17 protein-coding genes are annotated in these 17,255 nt (G+C 68.0%); 8 read left to right on the top strand and 9 right to left on the bottom strand.

Annotation, left to right across the window (positions count from 1 at the left end; translation table 11 throughout):
- Positions 1-19 precede the first annotated feature (19 nt).
- Positions 20-1,024 carry an endonuclease/exonuclease/phosphatase family protein gene (locus JOF29_RS36860; protein WP_209698963.1) on the bottom strand — a complete coding sequence of 335 codons (1,005 nt, stop codon included), beginning with the start codon at positions 1,022-1,024 and terminating at the stop codon, positions 20-22.
- A gap of 153 nt (positions 1,025-1,177) precedes the next feature.
- Here JOF29_RS36860 and JOF29_RS36855 point away from each other — a divergent pair, with 153 nt between their 5' ends.
- Genes JOF29_RS36855 through JOF29_RS36845 form a run of 3 tightly spaced genes read left to right on the top strand, consistent with a single transcriptional unit; the run spans position 1,178 to position 2,776 of the window.
- Complete coding sequence (locus JOF29_RS36855) at positions 1,178-1,801, top strand: hypothetical protein (protein WP_209698962.1); 624 nt, start codon at positions 1,178-1,180, stop codon at positions 1,799-1,801.
- 10 nt (positions 1,802-1,811) lie between these two features.
- Positions 1,812-2,228: a carboxymuconolactone decarboxylase family protein gene (locus JOF29_RS36850; protein ID WP_209698961.1), complete on the top strand. Its 417-nt coding sequence runs from the start codon at positions 1,812-1,814 to the stop codon at positions 2,226-2,228.
- Positions 2,225-2,776, top strand: coding sequence for a dihydrofolate reductase family protein (locus JOF29_RS36845; protein ID WP_209698960.1), 552 nt, complete (start codon positions 2,225-2,227; stop codon positions 2,774-2,776). Before JOF29_RS36850 ends, JOF29_RS36845 begins: the two co-directional genes overlap by 4 nt.
- A 33-nt stretch (positions 2,777-2,809) precedes the next feature.
- On the opposite strand, the gene JOF29_RS36840 is transcribed toward JOF29_RS36845, so the two are convergent.
- Positions 2,810-2,971 (bottom strand): LysE family translocator, encoded by a 162-nt coding sequence (locus JOF29_RS36840; protein ID WP_209698959.1) that lies wholly within the window; start codon positions 2,969-2,971, stop codon positions 2,810-2,812.
- Between the two features lie 17 nt (positions 2,972-2,988).
- Here JOF29_RS36840 and JOF29_RS36835 point away from each other — a divergent pair, with 17 nt between their 5' ends.
- Positions 2,989-3,120, top strand: coding sequence for an Lrp/AsnC ligand binding domain-containing protein (locus JOF29_RS36835; protein WP_209700196.1), 132 nt, complete (start codon positions 2,989-2,991; stop codon positions 3,118-3,120).
- 63 nt (positions 3,121-3,183) lie between these two features.
- Here the strand turns inward: JOF29_RS36835 and JOF29_RS36830 are convergent, their stop codons facing one another.
- From JOF29_RS36830 to JOF29_RS36810, 5 genes are read right to left on the bottom strand one after another with little or no spacing between them, the layout of a single operon-like run.
- The gene (locus JOF29_RS36830) at positions 3,184-4,197 is read right to left on the bottom strand and encodes an ABC transporter substrate-binding protein (RefSeq protein ID WP_209698958.1); all 1,014 of its coding nucleotides are present in this window, start codon (positions 4,195-4,197) and stop codon (positions 3,184-3,186) included.
- A 26-nt stretch (positions 4,198-4,223) separates the two neighbouring features.
- Positions 4,224-6,680 carry a glycoside hydrolase family 95 protein gene (locus JOF29_RS36825; RefSeq protein WP_209698957.1) on the bottom strand — a complete coding sequence of 819 codons (2,457 nt, stop codon included), beginning with the start codon at positions 6,678-6,680 and terminating at the stop codon, positions 4,224-4,226.
- On the bottom strand, positions 6,681-8,342 hold the full coding sequence (locus JOF29_RS36820; RefSeq protein WP_209698956.1) for a type 2 periplasmic-binding domain-containing protein: 1,662 nt from the start codon (positions 8,340-8,342) through the stop codon (positions 6,681-6,683). It abuts the gene before it with no gap.
- A gap of 30 nt (positions 8,343-8,372) precedes the next feature.
- Complete coding sequence (locus JOF29_RS36815; RefSeq protein ID WP_209698955.1) at positions 8,373-9,323, bottom strand: carbohydrate ABC transporter permease; 951 nt, start codon at positions 9,321-9,323, stop codon at positions 8,373-8,375.
- Positions 9,320-10,318, bottom strand: coding sequence for an ABC transporter permease (locus JOF29_RS36810; protein WP_209698954.1), 999 nt, complete (start codon positions 10,316-10,318; stop codon positions 9,320-9,322). The genes JOF29_RS36815 and JOF29_RS36810 overlap by 4 nt, the downstream gene beginning before the upstream one ends.
- A 712-nt stretch (positions 10,319-11,030) precedes the next feature.
- Here JOF29_RS36810 and JOF29_RS36805 point away from each other — a divergent pair.
- The gene (locus JOF29_RS36805; RefSeq protein WP_209698953.1) at positions 11,031-12,272 is read left to right on the top strand and encodes an MFS transporter; all 1,242 of its coding nucleotides are present in this window, start codon (positions 11,031-11,033) and stop codon (positions 12,270-12,272) included.
- A 338-nt stretch (positions 12,273-12,610) separates the two neighbouring features.
- On the opposite strand, the gene JOF29_RS36800 is transcribed toward JOF29_RS36805, so the two are convergent.
- Positions 12,611-13,597, bottom strand: a complete 987-nt coding sequence (locus JOF29_RS36800; protein ID WP_245359819.1) for a TerC/Alx family metal homeostasis membrane protein — start codon at positions 13,595-13,597, stop codon at positions 12,611-12,613.
- 319 nt (positions 13,598-13,916) lie between these two features.
- Here JOF29_RS36800 and JOF29_RS36795 point away from each other — a divergent pair, with 319 nt between their 5' ends.
- From JOF29_RS36795 to JOF29_RS36785, 3 genes are all read left to right on the top strand, one after another.
- The gene (locus tag JOF29_RS36795) at positions 13,917-14,468 is read left to right on the top strand and encodes a TetR/AcrR family transcriptional regulator (protein WP_209698951.1); all 552 of its coding nucleotides are present in this window, start codon (positions 13,917-13,919) and stop codon (positions 14,466-14,468) included.
- Entirely contained in the window at positions 14,465-15,973 is a 1,509-nt protein-coding gene (locus JOF29_RS36790; protein WP_209698950.1) for an MFS transporter, read from the top strand. The genes JOF29_RS36795 and JOF29_RS36790 overlap by 4 nt, the downstream gene beginning before the upstream one ends.
- A gap of 61 nt (positions 15,974-16,034) precedes the next feature.
- Positions 16,035-16,712 (top strand): MauE/DoxX family redox-associated membrane protein, encoded by a 678-nt coding sequence (locus JOF29_RS36785; protein WP_209698949.1) that lies wholly within the window; start codon positions 16,035-16,037, stop codon positions 16,710-16,712.
- Positions 16,713-16,819: 107 nt separating this feature from the next.
- Here JOF29_RS36785 and JOF29_RS36780 read toward each other — a convergent pair whose 3' ends face one another.
- Complete coding sequence (locus JOF29_RS36780) at positions 16,820-16,972, bottom strand: hypothetical protein (protein ID WP_209698948.1); 153 nt, start codon at positions 16,970-16,972, stop codon at positions 16,820-16,822.
- Between the last annotated feature and the right edge of the window lie 283 nt (positions 16,973-17,255).

The raw sequence follows: 17,255 nt of genomic DNA, 5'->3' as shown, positions 1-17,255 counted from the left end.
GCAGGGTCCTCGGACGCCCTCAGAGGCGTAGCTCGGCGACGACCGGGCGGTGGTCGCTGCCGGTCGGGCTCATCACCCAGGCCTTGGTCGGGGTGATGCCGCGGACCAGGATGTGGTCGATCCGCGCCGTCGGGAACGCCGACGGCCAGGTGAACCCGAACCCGGTGCCGGCCGCGCCCTGCGCCGACCGCAGACCGACGGTCAGCGGCGCGAGGCTGCGGTCGTTGATCGTGCCGTTGAAGTCGCCCATCACGATCACGCCCTTGGACTTGTCGGCCGCGATCTGCCGGCCGAGCGCCTTGATCGTCTCGTTGCGCTGGTCGGACGTGAACCCGCTGGTCCCGACCCGGACCGAGGCCAGGTGCGCGACGTACACCGCGACCGTCCCCTTCGGCGTCCGGACCTCGGCGCGCAACGCCCGCGTCCAGGTGAACCCGACGTCCACCGACTTCGTCTCGACGACCGGGTACTTCGACCACAGCGCGACCGTGTCCCGCGTCACCTCGTACCGGTACGTCTTCGCGAACGACGCCTTGTAGATCTTCAGGTCCGCCGGGGTGAGCTCCTCCAGCGCGACCACGTCCGCGTCCGCACCGAGCAGGTCCTTCGCGGTCTGCTGCGGATCCGGGTTCGCCGCGTCCACGTTGTGCGTCAGCACGCGCAGGTCGTACGCGCCTCCACTCACCTTCCCCGGCAGCAACAGGTGGCCGAACATCAGCCCCCAGACCGCCGCCGGCAGCAGCAGCGCGACACCTGCGGTCGCGGACCGGCGTACCAGCGCCGCGACGCCCAGCACCGGTACGGCGAGGCCGACCCAGGGCAGGAACGTGTCGAGCAGGCTGCCGAGGTTGCCGATCGAGTTCGGCACGCTGCGGTGGAAGATCAGCACCAGCCCGGCGAGGATCGCCAGTACGGCGATCACCCAGCCGCGGCGCCACGTACCACCGGTGTTCTTCCGCCGGCGCGCTGCTGTGCGCGTCGGCGGTCGCGTACGGGTGGCGACGGCGGTCTGGCGGTCCGGCATGCCTGCGATTGTTGCGGACGTCCGGGCCGGACCAAAGCCCGTGCCCGGTCAGGTACGGCATTTCATCCGTACGGACGAGCATCCGGTCATCGGAATGATGAGGATTCCGCGAGAAGCCTGGTGCCTTCGGGTGACCTCACCCACAATGCCGGTATGCCGTCCACGCAGCTCAGCGAGCCGTTCGTCGTCAAACGCCACGGCCTGGGTACGACGAAGACCGCGCTCGCGCTCGGCACCGCGGTGTTCGGCGCGCTGGTCCTGCTGACGCTCGGAATCGTAGGAGTGCAGACAATCCGCGGATCCTCGGTCCGCGAACCGCTCGAGGCCGTCTGGCTGAGCTGGGGCGGTACGCCGCTGATCTTCGCGGTCGGCCTGCCCGTACTGCTCCTGGTCGGCGCGATCACCGCGCTCGAGGAACGCCGCGAGGAGGACACCGACGACGTACTGCTGACCGTCGACGACACCGGCATCCACCTCGGCGGGGAACAACCGCGGACGATCCCCTGGGGCGAGGTCCGCGGCGTCTGCCGGGTCGAACGCCACGAAACCGAGGAGACCTGGGAGCCCCGCCTGGTCGTGATGCTCGTCGACGAGAACGCACTCCCCCGCAGTACCAAGGCCTGGGGCCCGTCCTGCCCGTGGCCCGGCACCCACGAGATCCTCGGCCGCCCGCTGCCGTACGACGCCCTCGTCAGCGCGGTCGCCCAACGCGCACCCCAGATCCCCGTCACCGACCGCGGCCGGGTCGAGGACCGATCCGACCTGCTCCAGGGTTAGCGTCGAAGGCATGACGCCTCCTGACATCAACAGCCCGGAAGAACAGGCCCGGTACCGGCGCGGCCTCGAGGTACTGAACGCCATCGACGGTGGTGGCGCCCCCGCGGTCATGGACAGTCTCGGAGACATCGCGCCGGCACTCGCGCATCACGTCGTCGCGTTCGGCTTCGGGGACCTGTACTCCCGGCCGGCGCTCGAACCCAAGCAGCGTCAGCTCGTCACGCTCGGGATCCTCGCGTCCCTCGGCGGCTGCGAGCCCGAACTGGAGGTCCACATCAAAACCTCGCTCAACGTCGGCCTGACACCTGCGGAGATCGTCGAGTCGTTCATCCACACGGCCGGGTACGCCGGTTTCCCGCGCGCCATCAACGCGATCGCCGTGGCCAAGAAGGTCTTCGCGGACCGCGACCTGCTCCCCGTGACATGAGCAAGCTCGTCTACGCCGCTCTCGCCTCCCTCGACGGGTACGTCGAGGACGCCGCCGGTGAGTTCGACTGGGCCGCACCCGACGACGAGGTACATGCCTTCGTCAACGAACTCGAGCGTCCGATCGGGACCTATCTGTACGGCCGACGCATGTACGAGACGATGTCGTACTGGCAGACCGCCACCGGCCTGTCCCCGGTGACCCAGGCGTACGCCGACATCTGGCGGGCCGCGGACAAGCTGGTGTACTCCCGCACGCTCGACGCGATCTCCACCCCGAGAACCCGCCTGGTCCGCGACTTCACCCCGGCCGAGATCCGCGACCTCAAACAGTCCGTCCCTCAGGACCTCTCGATCGGCGGTGCCGCTCTCGCCGCCGAGGCGCTGCGAGCGGGTCTGGTCGACGAGCTCCACCTGTTCCTGTCCCCCGTCGTCGTCGGCGGCGGCAAGCCGGCCTTGCCCGGCAACCTCCGGCTGCCGTTGACCCTGATCGACGAACACCGCTTCAACAGCGGCTTCGTGCACCTCCACTACAGCCTCAACGGTTAACCTGTTCGACCAGCAGGAACAGCCCGATGCCGCTCACGCCGAACCCCTTGAACACCTGTCGCACGGACGAATCGGCGTCCGACCCCCGGCGGCGTGCAGGACCGGCGGGCGCCGAACCGTGCTGACGCCGAGCCAGATCAGGTACGCCGCACCGAGCACGGTCAGCACCGACAGCAGGAACGGCAGTCCGGCCACGACCGCGCCGAGCCGCGATCCCGAACATCGTCGAGGCGCACCGCCTGTTCGGCGACCCCGACTACCTCGTCCGGGTGATCGCCCGCGACCTGCCGGACTTCCAGCGCATCCACGACGACCACCTGGCGGCGTTGCCCCGCGTACAGTGACTCAGCTCGACGCTGGTCATGAAGACGATCGCCGAGCATCGTCCGTTGCCGCTCGGCTGACGATCAGCCCTCGGCGCCGAGGAACTTCTCCAGATCGGACAGCACGTCCATCGCGCCGATCGGGCCGAGGCCGAGGAACCAGACCTCGTCGTCGACGCGCTGGGCCTTGCCCGCCTTGACGGCCGGCAGCGACTTCCAGAGGTTGCCGTTGACAACCTTCGTCTCGTCGGTGGTGTCCGGCCTGCCGTAGCTGGAGTAGAAGATCCGGTCGCCGTCGGCCTTGCCGATGTTCTCCTGGGAGACCTCGACGGCGAGATCCTGCACGTCCTGGAGCTTCGGCCGCGGCAGCCAGATGTCCTTCAGGATCACGCCGATGAACGACAGGTTCCCGTACAGCCGGATCTCCCCCGGACGGAACCGGACCAGCGAGATCGTCGGCGACCCCGGCACCTTCTTCTTCACGTCGTTCGCGCGGGTCTGGTAGTCGTTCAGGACCGACGTCGCCTTGGTCTCCTCGCCGACCGCGTCCGCGACCAGCAGGAAGTTCTCCTTCCACGGGAACCCGGGCCGGATGCTGAACACCGTCGGCGCGATCGCGCTCAGCTTGTCGTACAGGTCCTTCGCCCGCAGTTTGCTGCCCAGGATCAGGTCCGGCTTGAGCGCCGCGATCGCCTCCAGGTTCAGCTCGCTGATCCCGCCGACCGTCTTGATCCCCTGCGCCCTGCCGGCCAGGTACGACGGTACGCCGTTCTGCCCGGCCGTCGTCGCCATCCCGACCGGGGTGATGCCGAGCGCGAGCACGTCGTCCAGCTCGCCGCTGTCCAGTACGACGATCCGCTCCGGCTTCTTCGCGAGCTGCACCGAGCCCAGCGCGTCCTTCACCGCCCGCGGGAACACGCCGGGCGCGGCGGCCGACCCGAGTTTCGCGGTCTCCGCGTCGGCGGTCTTGAACAGCCGCCCACCGGTCGCCACTTCCTTGTCACCGACGCCGGTGCCCGCACTTTTGGTGTCCCCGCCGCCACAGCCGGCCAGCACCACTACGGCAGCCGAGGCGGCAATCCCTATCAGCTTCTTCACAGAAGCTGACCCTACAACAACAAAGGTTAGGCAGCCCTAACCAGGTCCAGCGCCTGACCGGCCGCCAGCTCGACGGTCTGCTCCCCCGACGGCAGCGCGATCCGGTACGTCCCCGCCGACGTGGCCCGTACGACGGCCTCGGTCAGCTCGCCGTCGTGCCAGGACACGTCGAACACCAGCCCGCCCCGCGCTCGCAGCCCTCGGAACGAGCCGTCCGGCCACTCGGCCGGCAGCGCGGGCAGGACCCGGACGACGTCGGTGTGGCTCTGCAGCAACAGCTCGGGGATGCATCCGGTGATGCCGAAGTTCGCGTCGATCTGGAAGATGTCGCCGTCGCGAGACATCAGGTTTCCCGAGACCAGCCGGCTCAGGTAGTCCTGGATGACCGCAACCGCCTTCGACGGCTCGAACAACCGCGCCCACAACGCCACCAACCACGCCGCGGTCCACCCGCCGTTCACAGCACCGTCGGTACGCCGCTCCAGCGAAGCTCGGGCAGCCGCGGCCCATTCCGGCGTACGTACCGGGTCGATCTCCGCACCCGGGTACAACCCGTAGAGGTGCGACTGATGCCGGTGATGTACCTCGGAAGGCTCCCAGTCCGTCGGCCACTCGTACAGCCGCCCGTCCGCGGTGATCCGGATCTCCGGCAACCTGCCCCGCGCGGCGGCGGCCCGCGCTCCCAGCTCGGAGCCCAGCCCCAACACGTCCTCGGCCTGTGCGAGGTTCGCGAACAGCTCGCGGATCAGCCAATTGTCGAATGTCGACGTCAGGTCGACGGACGCCTTCTCGCCCGAAGGCAGCACGAAGTGATGCTCCGGCGCGGTCGACGGAACGAGCTGCAGTACGCCGTCCCGGTCCTCGACCAGCATCGCCAGGACGAACTCGGCCGCGCCCGCGATCACCGGATACGCCCGCTCACGCAGGAAGGCGACGTCTCCCGTGAACCGGTAGTGCTCCATCAGGTGTGCTGTCAGCCACACCCCGCAGGTCGCACACATCGCCCAGACCGGGTCGTCTCCGCCTTCGCCCACGGGCCAGGTCGCCCGCCAGATGTCCGCGTTGTGGTGCGCGACCCAGCCGGGAGCGTCGTACAGGATCCTGGCCGTCTCGGCGCCCGATTCCGCGAGGCCCTCGAGCAGGTCGGTGAGCGGTTCGAAGCACTCACTCAGGCCAGTGAGGTCGGCGAGCCAGTAGTTCATCTGGGTGTTGATGTTGTTGGTCCAGTCGCTGGCCCACATCGGCCGCAGGTCCTGGTTCCAGATGCCCTGCAGGTTGGCGGCCTGCGTTCCGGGGCGGGAGGACGCCATCAACAGGTACCGCCCGAGGTTGAACGCGAGGGCGACGAGATCCGGATCACTGCCGCCGGCGGCGACCGCCTGTAGACGTTCATCAATCGGATTGTCGACAATCGACCCCAGCTCCAGGGACGCCCGGTCGTACAGCGCGACATGGTCCTCGACGTGCCGTTCCCGAAGCTTGTCCACACCGACGACACCGGCGACCGCATCGAGTACGTCGACCGCGGCCCCGAAGGCGACCTGAGGATCCCGCCCCGGCGGCACCGACCAGCCGGCGAACGTACTCGCCGCCGCCACCAGCACCGTCACCCGCGAGGCCCCACGCACGGCAACCCCGTCCGCGGACGCCGTCACCGCACCGTCCGCGAACACCCGCAGCGCGACGCCGAACCCGATCCCGCGCCCGTCCTCGTAGCGCACCGGATCAGGCCGCGACCGGTACTCGATCGTCAGATCCGACGGCACCCGGCCGACGACCCCATAGGTGCCGTCGGCAACTTCCGTCCGCACCGGATGCCGGCTCTCCAGACCGATCCGAAGGTCGGCAACAGGATGGTCGGCAATCAGCGTCCACACCAGCACCTGGTCCGGCGCCGACACGTACGTCTCGCGCCGGAACCGCACGCCGTCGACCGTGTAGTCGACGGCGGCGATCCCGGTCCGCAAATCCAAACTCCTCCTGTAGTCCGCACCCTCGGCACCGTCCGCACTCTCGGCACCCTCGGCACCCTCGGCACCCTCGGCACCCTCGGCACCCTCGGCACCCTCGGCACCCTCGGCACCCTCGGCACCCTCGGCACCCTCGGCACCGTCCGCACCCTCGGCACCGTCCGCGCCCTCGGCACCCGAGCCGCCGGAGCCGCCCGGGCCGCCGGAGATCACCAGATCCGCCAGCGGCTGGTACGACTCGACCAGCGGCCCTTGCAGCGCCCGCGTCCGCTCGGTCGCCGCCAGCCGATCACCTTCGTCCAGCAGCAACCGCCGTACGTCGGCCAGCACCGCCGGCCCGTCCGGGACGGCCGGCGTGCGCGGTCCGTCACCCGACCAAAGGTCGTCCAGGTTCAGCGCGATCCGTTCGTCGGCGACCCGCCCGTACACCTTCGCGCCGAGGTGCCCGTTACCCAGCGGCAACGCCTCGAACCAGTCGGGTGCCGGCGTCCGGAACCACAGGAGGTGTGACAACTACTTGCTCCCGCTCTTGTACTTGTCGTAGGCCTGCTGGTTGATCTGCAGGTACCGCGGCATGCCGGTGCTGTCGAGCCCCTTCACGTACGCGTCCCAGTCGGTGTCGAGGTTCTTCGACCCGGTGATGAAGGCCAACTGGTTCTGGTTCACGTAGGTGTTCAGGTTCGTCTGCAGCGTCGCAAGCTCACCACTCAGACTCGGATCCGGCCACATGAACGACTGCGGGAACCACTGCGACTTGTCGACATGCCCCTCGTACTGCTTCGTCGCCTCCCACAGCCGCCGCTCCAGGCCGGCGCCGGTGTAGATGTCCTTCGGCACGACCTGCGCGTTCCGGTAGGCGAGCGTGTTGTTGTACTGACCGAGCGCACCCCAGCTGATGTTCTTCGGCGCGTCCTGCTTCGGCTTGTACAGCGGTGTGGTGCTGGCGTCGAGCGCGATGTCGCCGGGAGCGGGCTTGGTCCAGCCGACGCCCTCCGGACCCATGTTGGTGATCTCCTGGCCCTGGTCGGTGTAGATCCAGTCGAGCATCTTGATCGCCGCGACCTGGGCCTCCTTGCTGGCCTTGTTGGTCAGCATGAACGTGTAGCCGGTCGACGTCGGGTGGTTGTAGCCGGTGTAGCTCTTCCCGTCCGGACCGGTCAGCGGCGGTACGGCGTCGTACTGCTTGTCCCGCCCGTCCTTGGAGTCCAGCTGAACGAAGATGCCCGGCCAGAGCACCGGCACCGAGCCCAGCACGACGGCCTTCGGGTTGTTGCCCTGCGCCTGCAGGGCCTGCGCGTTCTGGGTGAACGCAGCCTGGTCGATCAGCCCGTCCTTGTAGAGGCCGTGGATGTACTTCAGGCCTGCCTTCCACGCGTCCGAGGTGACCGGCGTGACGACCTTGTCGCCGTTCAGCGTGAGCAGCGACCGGACGCCGTTGTTCGCACCGACCGGGTCGTACGCGAACGCGTTCATCAGGTACGCGATCAGGCTGCTGTCCTGGATGTCGGTGGTCATCGGGATCTCGTCGGCCTTGCCGTTGCCGTTCGGGTCCTTGGTCTTGAACGCCTCGAGCACCTTCCGCAGGTCGTCGGTGGTCTTCGGCACCTGCAGGCCGAGCTTCTTCAGCCAGGTGCTGTTGATCCACAGCTTGTCCGGGTACGTGCAGTGGAAGCAGTCCGCCCACTGCGGCAGCGCGTAGATGTGACCGTCGGGCGCGGTCGCCATCTGCTTGTACTCCTTGTTGGTGTCCAGCACCTTCTGGATGTTCGGCGCGTTCTGCTTGATCAGGTCCTCGAGCGGTACCGCGACGCCCTGCTGGCCGAGCTTCAGCACCTCCGCCTGGGTGAACGCGTCGATCCACGGGATCAGGAAGAACATGTCCGGGTAGTCGCCGCTGGCCAGCGCGATCTGCCGCTTCTCCTTGGCCGGACCGGCGTCGTACGTCGTGGTCTGCCAGCGGAACTTGATCTTGAACTTGTCGCTGATGATCTTGGTCACCGCGTTGGTTTCCAGGTTGGTGCTCTGGTCCGACGGGGTGAAGGTGTCGATGACCACCTTGCCGTCCGACGTCGTCTCGTTCGCCGCACCCTTGCTGGACTTGTCCGAGCTGCACGCCGCCAAGGCGAGCGCACCGGCTGCGGCCAGCGCGACGACCTTGCTCACGGATGAGCGCATTGCTGTGTTTCCCTTCTGCAGTGGGCCGAATCAGCCCTTGACCGCGCCGACCATCACGCCCTTGGTGAAATGGCGGGCGACGAACGGGTAGATGACCAGTACGGGCAGGCTCGAGATGACGATGAGCGCGTACTTGAGGACGTTGGCCAGCTGTTGCTGTTCGAGCTGCTGGGCCAGACTCGTCGTGGTGGTGGACCCGGTGAGGGTGTTCAGGATCAGCACGTTCCGGAGCACGATCTGCAACGGGTACAGGCTGGGATCCTTCAGGTAGATCAGGGCGTCGAAGTAGCTGTTCCACTGGAAGATCGCGTACATCAGCGCGATCACCGCGATCACCGGCTTCGACAGCGGCAGCACGATCGACCAGAGGAACCGCAGGTCGCTCGCGCCGTCGATGGTCGCGGCCTCGTAGAGCTCGTCCGGGATCGTCGAGCGGAAGAACGTCCGCGCGATGATCACCTGCCAGACGCCGATCGCGCTCGGGATCACCATCGCCCAGCGGGTGTTCAGCATCCCGAGGTCCTGGACCACGAGGTACGTCGGGATCAGGCCGCCGGAGAACAGCATGGTGAAGATCAGCACGCTCATGATCACGTTCCGGCCGAAGAACGTCCGGCGCGACAACGGGTACGCGATCGCGATCGTCAGCGTGACGCTGATCAGGGTGCCGCAGATCGCGTAGATGAACGAGTTCAGGTAGCCCTTCATGATCAGCGGATCGCTGAAGGCCTCCTTGTACGCCTTGATGCTCGGCTCGACCGGCCAGAGCAGAACCTTGCCGGCGCTCACCGCAGACGGGCTGCTGAACGAGTTCGCGACGATGTAGATCAGCGGCACCGCGACCAGGATCAGCGCCAGCCAGAGCATGATCTTCACGCCGGTCAGGAAGATCTTGTCGGTCCGCGTCTCCTCGATCGTCGTGCGCTGCGACTCGTGGCCGCCCGACGACGTACGGCGGAATCCTTGCAACGTGATGCTCATGACCAGAGTCCGTTTCCGGTGATGCGCTTGGCGGCGAAGTTCACGCCGAGCAGCAGGAAGAGGTTGATCACCGAGTTGAAGAGCCCGATCGCGGTCGCCATGCTGAAGTCGGCGTTCAGCAGGCCGGTCTTGTAGACGTAGGTGGCGATGATCTCGGACTGCGCGGTGTTCAGCGGGTTCTGCAGCAGGAACGCCTTCTCGAACCCGATCGACATGATGTTGCCGACGCCCAGCACCAGGATGATCACCGCGGTCGGCATGATGCCCGGCAGGTCGACGTGCCGGATCCGCTGCAGCCGGCTGGCCCCGTCGATCCGCGCCGACTCGTGCAGCGCCGGGTCGATCCCGGACAGCGCCGCCAGGTAGATGACCGCGGAGTACCCGGTGGTCTGCCAGACGTCGGACCACACGTAGATGTGCCGGAAGTAGTCCGGGTTCCCGAGGAAGTCGATCTGCGGTACGCCGAACAGCCCGATCGCGTCGTTCACGAATCCGAGCCGCGGCGACAGCACCAGGATCGTCATCGAGACCACGACCACGGTGGAGATGAAGTACGGCGCGTACGTGACCAGCTGGACGGTCTTCTTGAACCGGCCGTTGCGGATCTCGTTCAGCGCGATCGCCAGGATGATCGGGATCGGGAAGCTGGCCAGCACGGTGTAGACCGAGAGCAGGAAGGTGTTCTTCACCAGGGTCCAGAAGACCGGGTTCTGGAAGAACAACTCGAAGTTCTTGAACCCGACCCACGGGCTGCCCCACGGGCCCTTGACCGGGCTGTAGTCCTTGAACGCGATCACCGCGTTCGCGATCGGGATGTACTTGAAGATCACGAAGTACGCGAGCGGTACGACGATCAGCAGGTAGAGCTGCCAGTGCCGCCGCAGACTCCGCCCGGCCTGCGTCCGGCGGCTCGTTCGCGGTGGTTTCCGGGCGGTTGCTGACGCCGGCGGTGCCGGTGCCGCCGATGCCGGTTTCACCTCGAAGGTTGCGCTCACTCCGCTTCCTTTCCCTCACGCGCTGGAGTGGAACCGATATCCGATAGGATCTCGGGTTTCGCTATCCCGGAGGATGACACAGAACCACCGGGGAGCGGAAGGGCTCTGGCCGCTGTCGATACCGGACGGTGACCGATGCGCCCAGATCCCTTGCAGGCAAGGGTTTTCCGAGGTTGCCGTTAGCAACAACAAGCATCCGGACAGAGCAATGATCCGATGGCCGGCCACCGGATCAGGACACACCTCAGCGGGGTCCGGGGTCGCTCTGAGCCACCGACGCCGAGCCGCTGCACAATTTATTTCTTCTGTTAACTATATCGCAGTCAACCCGCCCCCACCGCCCCATGTCAAGACCTGGGAAGTCGCCGGACGGAGCTGGAGTTCGCGGACGAGTTTCCGGACTACGGGCTGTGATCGCTCGCGGAGGACAGCAAGCGCCGGCGGTCGCTGACAGGCAGCTGACGGCCGAGAAAAACCTGACCCGACCATCACGGGGGAACGGCCGGGCCAGGCAATTTCGATGATACCCCTGATCACCGAACGGGGTCGGGTTATTGGGAGGCGGACGCGCCGTGTGCTGCCTTACTCTTTCCGCCATGCGTTCGCATTCCTGAAAGCGCACCTAGTCGTGCGCCACGCAAGCGTTTGACCGGCGCTGGTAACTCCCGGTCGCGCTTCGTCCTGCCCGCACGCGCTTTCAGGAGCCCCCTTGATGGTTTCGTACCGCTCTGCCGACCCCACCCGGACGTACTACGTCTACAACGCCGCCTGGGCATTCCTCGGCGCGCTGTCGTTCACTCTCAGTGCTGTGTACTACGTTCGCCACGCCGGACTGAACCCGCTCCAGATGGTCCTCGTCGGGACCACCCTCGAGCTCGCCTGCTTCCTCTTCGAGATCCCCACCGGCCTCGTCGCCGACCTGTACAGCCGACGGCTCTCGCTCGTGATCGGCTTCGTGCTGATCGGCGCAGGCTTCCTGCTCCAGGCCCTGGTGCCCGCGTTCCTGGCGATCCTCGCCGCGCAGGTGCTGTGGGGTGTCGGCTTCACGTTCACCTCCGGCGCCGACCAGGCCTGGATCACCGACGAGATCGGCGCCGACCGCGCGGACCGGGTGTTCGTCCGCGCCCAGCAGTTCGAGCTCGGCGGGACGATCGCCGGTACCGTCACGGCCGGCGCGCTGGGCCTGGTCGGCCTGTCGCTGCCGATGGTGATCTCCGGCGCGGGGATGATCCTGCTCGCGCTCGTCCTGAACGCGGTGATGCCGGAGCGGAACTTCCACCGGACACCGCCCGCGGAGCGCGAGACCTTCCGGCAGGTGACCGACACGTTCAAGAGCGGGCTCGACGCGGCCCGCCGGCGTCCCGTCGTACGGACGCTCCTGGTGATCAGCCTGATCGCAGGCCTGGCGAGCGAGGCGTTCGACCGGCTGTGGTCGGTCAAGCTGCTGACCTTCGACTTCCCGACCGTGTTCGGTACGTCGGACCCGGCGTTCTGGTTCACCGCCCTGGCGCTCGCCGGCACCCTGCTCTCACTGTGCGCCTCCTTGCTGCTGAACCGCTTCTCCGCGGAGCGCCTGCAAGCCTCGCACCCGACCGGCATTCTCGCGACGCTCGCCGCGCTGGACGTCCTCGGGATGTTCCTGTTCGCGTTCGCCGGCCACCTCTGGCTGGCGCTCGCAGCGCTCTGGCTGCGGCAGATCGCCGACACAGTCACGAGCCCGATCCACGCCGCCTGGCTGAACCGGCACGTCGACTCCCGCTCCCGCGCGACCGTGCTCTCGATGGTGTCCCAGGCGAACGCGATCGGTCAGGTCGCGGGCGGCCCACCGCTCGGCGCCCTCGGCCGTACGTCGCTACGCGGCGCCCTGCTCGCCTCCGGCCTGATCTGGCTCCCGATCCCGGCGCTCTACCTGCGGCTCCGCCCGACTCGCGCCAAGCAACCGGACCCGGCCTGACGCGGACCGCCGGCACTCACCAAGCCGACCCCGGCGCAAGGCGGACCGCCGGCACTCACCAAGCCCATCCGGCGTAAGGCGGACCGCCGGCACTCACCAAGCCGACCCCGGCGTAAGGCGGACCGCCGGCACTCACCAAGCCCATCCGGCGTAAGGCGGACCGCCGGCACTCACCAAGCCCATCCGGCGTAAGGCGGACCGCCGGCACTCACCAAGCCGACCCCGGCGTAAGGCGGACCGCCGGCACTCACCAAGACGGCGCCGGCGGGCGACCTGCCGCTCGGCGGCGCCACTCGACCGGCGTCCGAGCGAGGTTGATCAGTGCCGGCGGTCCGCCGTCAGTCGTCGACGTCGACCCGGACGGCCTCGCGGCGGTTGTCGCGGGACGATTTGAGCAGGCTGACCACCGTGGTCACGAACAGCGTGCCGACGATGAAGCCGAGCGACGTGAGGATCCCGATGTGCGGCAGGTGGATCGCGCCGATGTCGTCGATGTGCGAGCCGTGCAGCGCCTCGATGATCAGCTTCACGCCGATGAACGCGAGGATCACCGACAGGCCGACGTTCAGGTAGACGATCCGCTCCAGCAGGCCGCCGATCAGGAAGTACAGCTGCCGCAGGCCCATCAGTGCGAACGCGTTCGCGGTCAGCACGATGTAGGCGTCCTGGGTGAGTCCGAAGATCGCCGGGATCGAGTCCAGCGCGAAGATCACGTTCGCCATCCCGATCGCGGCGATCACGACCACCAGCGGGGTCAGCAGCCGCTTCCCGCCGGCTCGGCTGACGAGTTTGTCGCCGTCGTAGTCGTGCGACAACGGGAGAATCCTGCGAAGCCCACGCAGTACCGCGTTCTCCTGGAAGTCACTTTCGTCGTTCTCACCCTCGAGGACCAGCCGGACCGCGGTGTACACCAGGAACGCGCCGAAGACGTAGAACACCCAGCTGGCCGCGGAGATCGCCGCCGCGCCGGCCAGGATGAAGATCGCCCGGAGCGCCATCGAGACCACGATGCCGACGTACAGCACCTTGTCCTGTGCCAGCGCCGGTACGGCGAACCGCGCCATGATGATCACGAACACGAACAGGTTGTCGACGCTGAGGCTGTACTCCGTGATGTACCCGGCGACGAACTCGCTGCCCGACTGCCCCGGGCTGAACAGGAACAGCCCGAGCGCGAACAGCCCGGCGAGGCCGACGTAGAACAGCACCCAGCGGGTGGCGTCCTTGATCGTCACGGTGTGGTTGCGGCGGGCGATCACGATCAGGTCGAACGCGACGATCGCGAGCAGTCCGACAATGGTCAGCACCCACACGATGGGTGACATAACAGAAACCATGACGAACCTCCGGACGTCGGCATACCGCAGCGTGGTCCGGAGGTCTCTCCCACCCGGATGACCCTCGTACTCGATCAGTCCGGGCCAGCAGCACCGGTTCGGCCGTCCAGGCCTCCCGTGATGACGACGCTGCCGCGTCGGACCGGCGCCGCGCGGGCGTGGTCCGAGAGGGATACTCCCCTCCTCAACGTGCCCAGTGTAGTCGGTCTGAGCGTGTTCTCAGCAAATGCATACCGCATACTGCCTTCAATTCTAGAAGGATCTCAAGAATGAGACACCGATGTCTCATATGAGCTATTCTTGTCTCATGGCTGTCGATCGAGAGCAAGTACTGCGCGCCGCCGCGACCCTGCTGATGCGGAAGTCCACGGCGACCATGGACGAGGTCGCCCGGGCCGCCGGCATCAGCCGCGCCACGCTGAACCGGCAGTTCGCCGGGCGGGACGCGCTGATCCGGGCGCTCGAGGACCTCGGCATCGCCGAGTGCGAGGCGGCCGCCGCCCGGGCTGCGGTCGACGACGGCCCGGTCGCGGACGCCGTACGCCGCCTGGTGCGCGAGCTCGAGCCGGCCGCCGGGCTGCTCGCGTTCCTGTACTCCGAGAACCAGCTCTTCGAGGGCGACGAGCAGAACGAGGGCTGGGCCCGGATTGACGCCGGTCTGGTGGCGCTGTTCCGGCGCGGCCAGGAGACCGGCGAGTTCCGGATCGACCTCAGCCCGGTGTGGCTGACCGAGGCGCTGTACGGGCTGCTCGTCTCGGCGGCCTGGGCCATCTGCGAGGGCCGGGTGGCCCCGAAGGACTTCACCACGAACATCGCCGAGCTGTTGCTCGGCGGCGCAATACGGAGAGAACAGAAATGAAGCAGCAAGCAGACACCCGCCCGCGTTCGGCGCGCTGGTTCGCGCTGGCCGTGCTGGTGCTCGCGGTCCTGCTCGTCGCGGTCGACGCCACCGTGCTCGGGCTGGCCACACCGTTCCTGTCCGAGGACCTCAAGCCGTCCGGTACGCAGCTGTTGTGGATCGGCGACGCGTACTCGTTCGTGCTCGCCGGCCTGCTGGTCTCGATGGGCAGCCTCGGCGACCGGATCGGCCGTAAGCGCATCCTGCTGATCGGCGCGACCGCGTTCGGCGCGCTCTCGGTGCTGAACGCGTACGCGAACTCGGCCGAGCTGATGATCGTGGCGCGCGCGCTGCTCGGGGTCGCCGGCGCGACGCTGATGCCGGCCACGCTGGCGCTGATCCGCAACCTGTTCCACGACCCGCGTGAGCGCAGTCTCGCGATCGGGATCTGGGGTGCAGCCGCGTCCGCCGGGATGGCGATCGGCCCGATCGTCGGCGGCGTACTGCTGGAGAACTTCTGGTGGGGCTCGGTGTTCCTGATCAACCTGCCGGTGATGGCGGTACTGGTGATCGTGGGCGCCCGGCTGCTGCCGGAGTCGCGGAACCCGCAGCCGGGTCCGTGGGACCTGGTCAGCGTCGTGCTGTCGATGATCGGGATGATCGGTGTCGTCTACGCGATCAAGGAGTTCGCTGCGCACGGTTTCGCGTGGCTGCCGGTCGCGGCGGGTGCCGTCGGTCTGCTGGCGCTCTACGGTTTCGTCCGGCGGCAGCGGCGGCTCCCGATCCCGTTGCTGGACCTGAGCCTGTTCCGCAGCCGTGGCTTCAGCAGCGCCGTACTCGCCGATCTGCTGACGATCCTCGGGTTGTCCGGGCTGATCTTCTTCCTGTCGCAGTACCTGCAGCTCGTCCAGGAGCGGCGGCCGATCGAAGCCGGGCTGGCGGAACTGCCGGCCGCGATCGGGTCGGTCGTCGCGGGGCTCCTCGCCGGACAGGTGGCGCGCCGGTTCTCGGTCCGCGTGGTCGTCGCGGGCGGTCTGGCCGCGATCGGGCTGGCGCTCGCTTCGCTCACCACGATCAACCAGACCACCGGGTACCCGTTGCTCGGCGCGGCGCTGCTCGTCGTCGGCGCGGGCGCCGGATTCTCGTTCACGGTGACGGCCGACGTGATCCTGTCCGCCGTACCGAAAGAGCAGGCCGGTGCAGCGAGCGCGGTGTCGGAGACGGCGTACGAACTGGGTACGGCGCTCGGCATCGCGCTGCTCGGGTCGATCGTCACCGGGGTCTACCGGAACTTCGACGGACCTCTGGGTACGCCGGCTGCCGCGCACGAGTCGCTGGGTGGTGCCGTCGAGGCGGCTGCTCAGCTGCCGCCGGCGGCTGCGGCCGAGCTGCTCGACGCGGCTCGGGAGGCGTTCGCGCACGGCGTCTCGATCGCCGCAGGTGTCGGCGCCGCCGTACTGCTGGCGACCGCGGTCGCGGCGTGGTTCCTGCTCCGCGGGCAGGCGCTCGGCACGCACGAACAGTAGGCAAAAAGTTTCCATTTCCGCAGCGACCTCTGGGAGATTTCGCCAATTCGGAGTACAACGGGTGCTGATCGCCCTCGCCCTTCTCCTACCACCCTTCTGGGCGATCGAGGCGTACGCCGCTGCCGCACTGTCCGTCGGCTTCGTCGGCTTCCTGATCTACTCGAAGGTCGTCGTACCGGAGGCGTCCTGCGGCTGCGCGGGAAAGTCCGCCAAGCCCGTCGGGAACCGCCCCATCGCTCGCGCATTGTTGCTGCTGGCAACATCGGCGGCCGCAACCTTCGCAACAACCGGCTGGTGGTCAGCGGGGAAGGGTCTGGCAGTACTGGTCGTAGAAGCGGCAGCATTCGCGATGCTGTCTGCCGAACTCGACCGCTACTGGCTCCTCCCCCTCCGCCGGTTCCGCATCCGCCTCAGCCACCCGTACGCCAACACGGCCTCCGACAACACCCCACGCGCCGCCACTCAGCGACGAGTACTGCTCAGCCCGGCCTACCGCGCGGTTGACGGGCTGCTCCGTTCCGACATCCACGACTACTGGGACGACGACGGCTGGCGGTTCGTGAGCTACGCCGCCCGGTACGACGGCCGCCGCGCGACCGCCGTGTTCGCCGTGTTCGCCGTGTTCGCCGTGTTCGCCGTACCGCACCAGGACTCCACCGCGGTGTCCAATCGGGTCGCCGTCGTCGACGACGACGGCCTGACTCTGTACCGCCCAACGGCGCTGGCGACGACGGGGTAGTCCCCGGACCGCCACGCCACCACGATTGCACTCCCGCCGCTCCCGGCACGCTCGTCGTGCCGGGAGCGGCGCCATTGTGATGGCCTGGCGGTCCGCACCCCGCTCCGTCAGGGCCGCAGCAGCGTCTTCCCCACCGTCCGCCGGTTCGCGATCGCGACGTGCGCTGCCGTTGCCTCCGACAACGGAAACGTCTGCCCGCCGGTGTGAGTGATCCGGCCCTGCGCCAGTTCGTCGAGCGCGCGACCGGTAGCTCCTGCCATTCGGCCGGGTCCGGCTGGAAGATGCCGACCAGCGTGCCGTCGTCGCGGACCTCGGCCGGCACCGCGAAGTCACCGCTCGCGGCGCCGTACCCGAGGAACCGGCCGCCGGACCGCCTGATCGCGTAGGCAGTCCTGCCGATCGCGCCGCCGGCGCCGTCGGCACCTTGCCGCGCTCCAGCTGCGCGAGCGCCGTCGCCCCGTCGTGCAGGGCAGCGAGCGCCACCCCGAGGTCCAGCCCGTCCGGCACCGCGAACGCCTCGGTCACCGGCACGACCGCCTGCTC

The sequence above is a fragment of the Kribbella aluminosa genome, from assembly GCF_017876295.1.
Lineage (GTDB): Bacteria > Actinomycetota > Actinomycetes > Propionibacteriales > Kribbellaceae > Kribbella > Kribbella aluminosa.
The sequence above is the reverse complement of the archived record's forward strand: the minus strand, read 5'-3'. Positions and strand labels throughout refer to the sequence as shown.

Bases quoted from the DNA above. Each gene is read 5' to 3' on its own strand.
- JOF29_RS36805 (WP_209698953.1), top strand. From the start codon at position 11,031: ATGGTTTCGTACCGCTCTGCCGACCCCACCCGGACGTACTACGTCTAC.
- JOF29_RS36845 (WP_209698960.1), top strand. From the start codon at position 2,225: ATGAGCAAGCTCGTCTACGCCGCTCTCGCCTCCCTCGACGGGTACGTC.
- JOF29_RS36815 (WP_209698955.1), bottom strand. From the start codon at position 9,323: ATGAGCATCACGTTGCAAGGATTCCGCCGTACGTCGTCGGGCGGCCAC.
- JOF29_RS36800 (WP_245359819.1), bottom strand. From the start codon at position 13,597: ATGTCACCCATCGTGTGGGTGCTGACCATTGTCGGACTGCTCGCGATC.
- JOF29_RS36795 (WP_209698951.1), top strand. From the start codon at position 13,917: ATGGCTGTCGATCGAGAGCAAGTACTGCGCGCCGCCGCGACCCTGCTG.
- JOF29_RS36790 (WP_209698950.1), top strand. From the start codon at position 14,465: ATGAAGCAGCAAGCAGACACCCGCCCGCGTTCGGCGCGCTGGTTCGCG.
- JOF29_RS36860 (WP_209698963.1), bottom strand. From the start codon at position 1,024: ATGCCGGACCGCCAGACCGCCGTCGCCACCCGTACGCGACCGCCGACG.
- JOF29_RS36855 (WP_209698962.1), top strand. From the start codon at position 1,178: ATGCCGTCCACGCAGCTCAGCGAGCCGTTCGTCGTCAAACGCCACGGC.
- JOF29_RS36850 (WP_209698961.1), top strand. From the start codon at position 1,812: ATGACGCCTCCTGACATCAACAGCCCGGAAGAACAGGCCCGGTACCGG.
- JOF29_RS36780 (WP_209698948.1), bottom strand. From the start codon at position 16,972: ATGGCAGGAGCTACCGGTCGCGCGCTCGACGAACTGGCGCAGGGCCGG.
- JOF29_RS36820 (WP_209698956.1), bottom strand. From the start codon at position 8,342: ATGCGCTCATCCGTGAGCAAGGTCGTCGCGCTGGCCGCAGCCGGTGCG.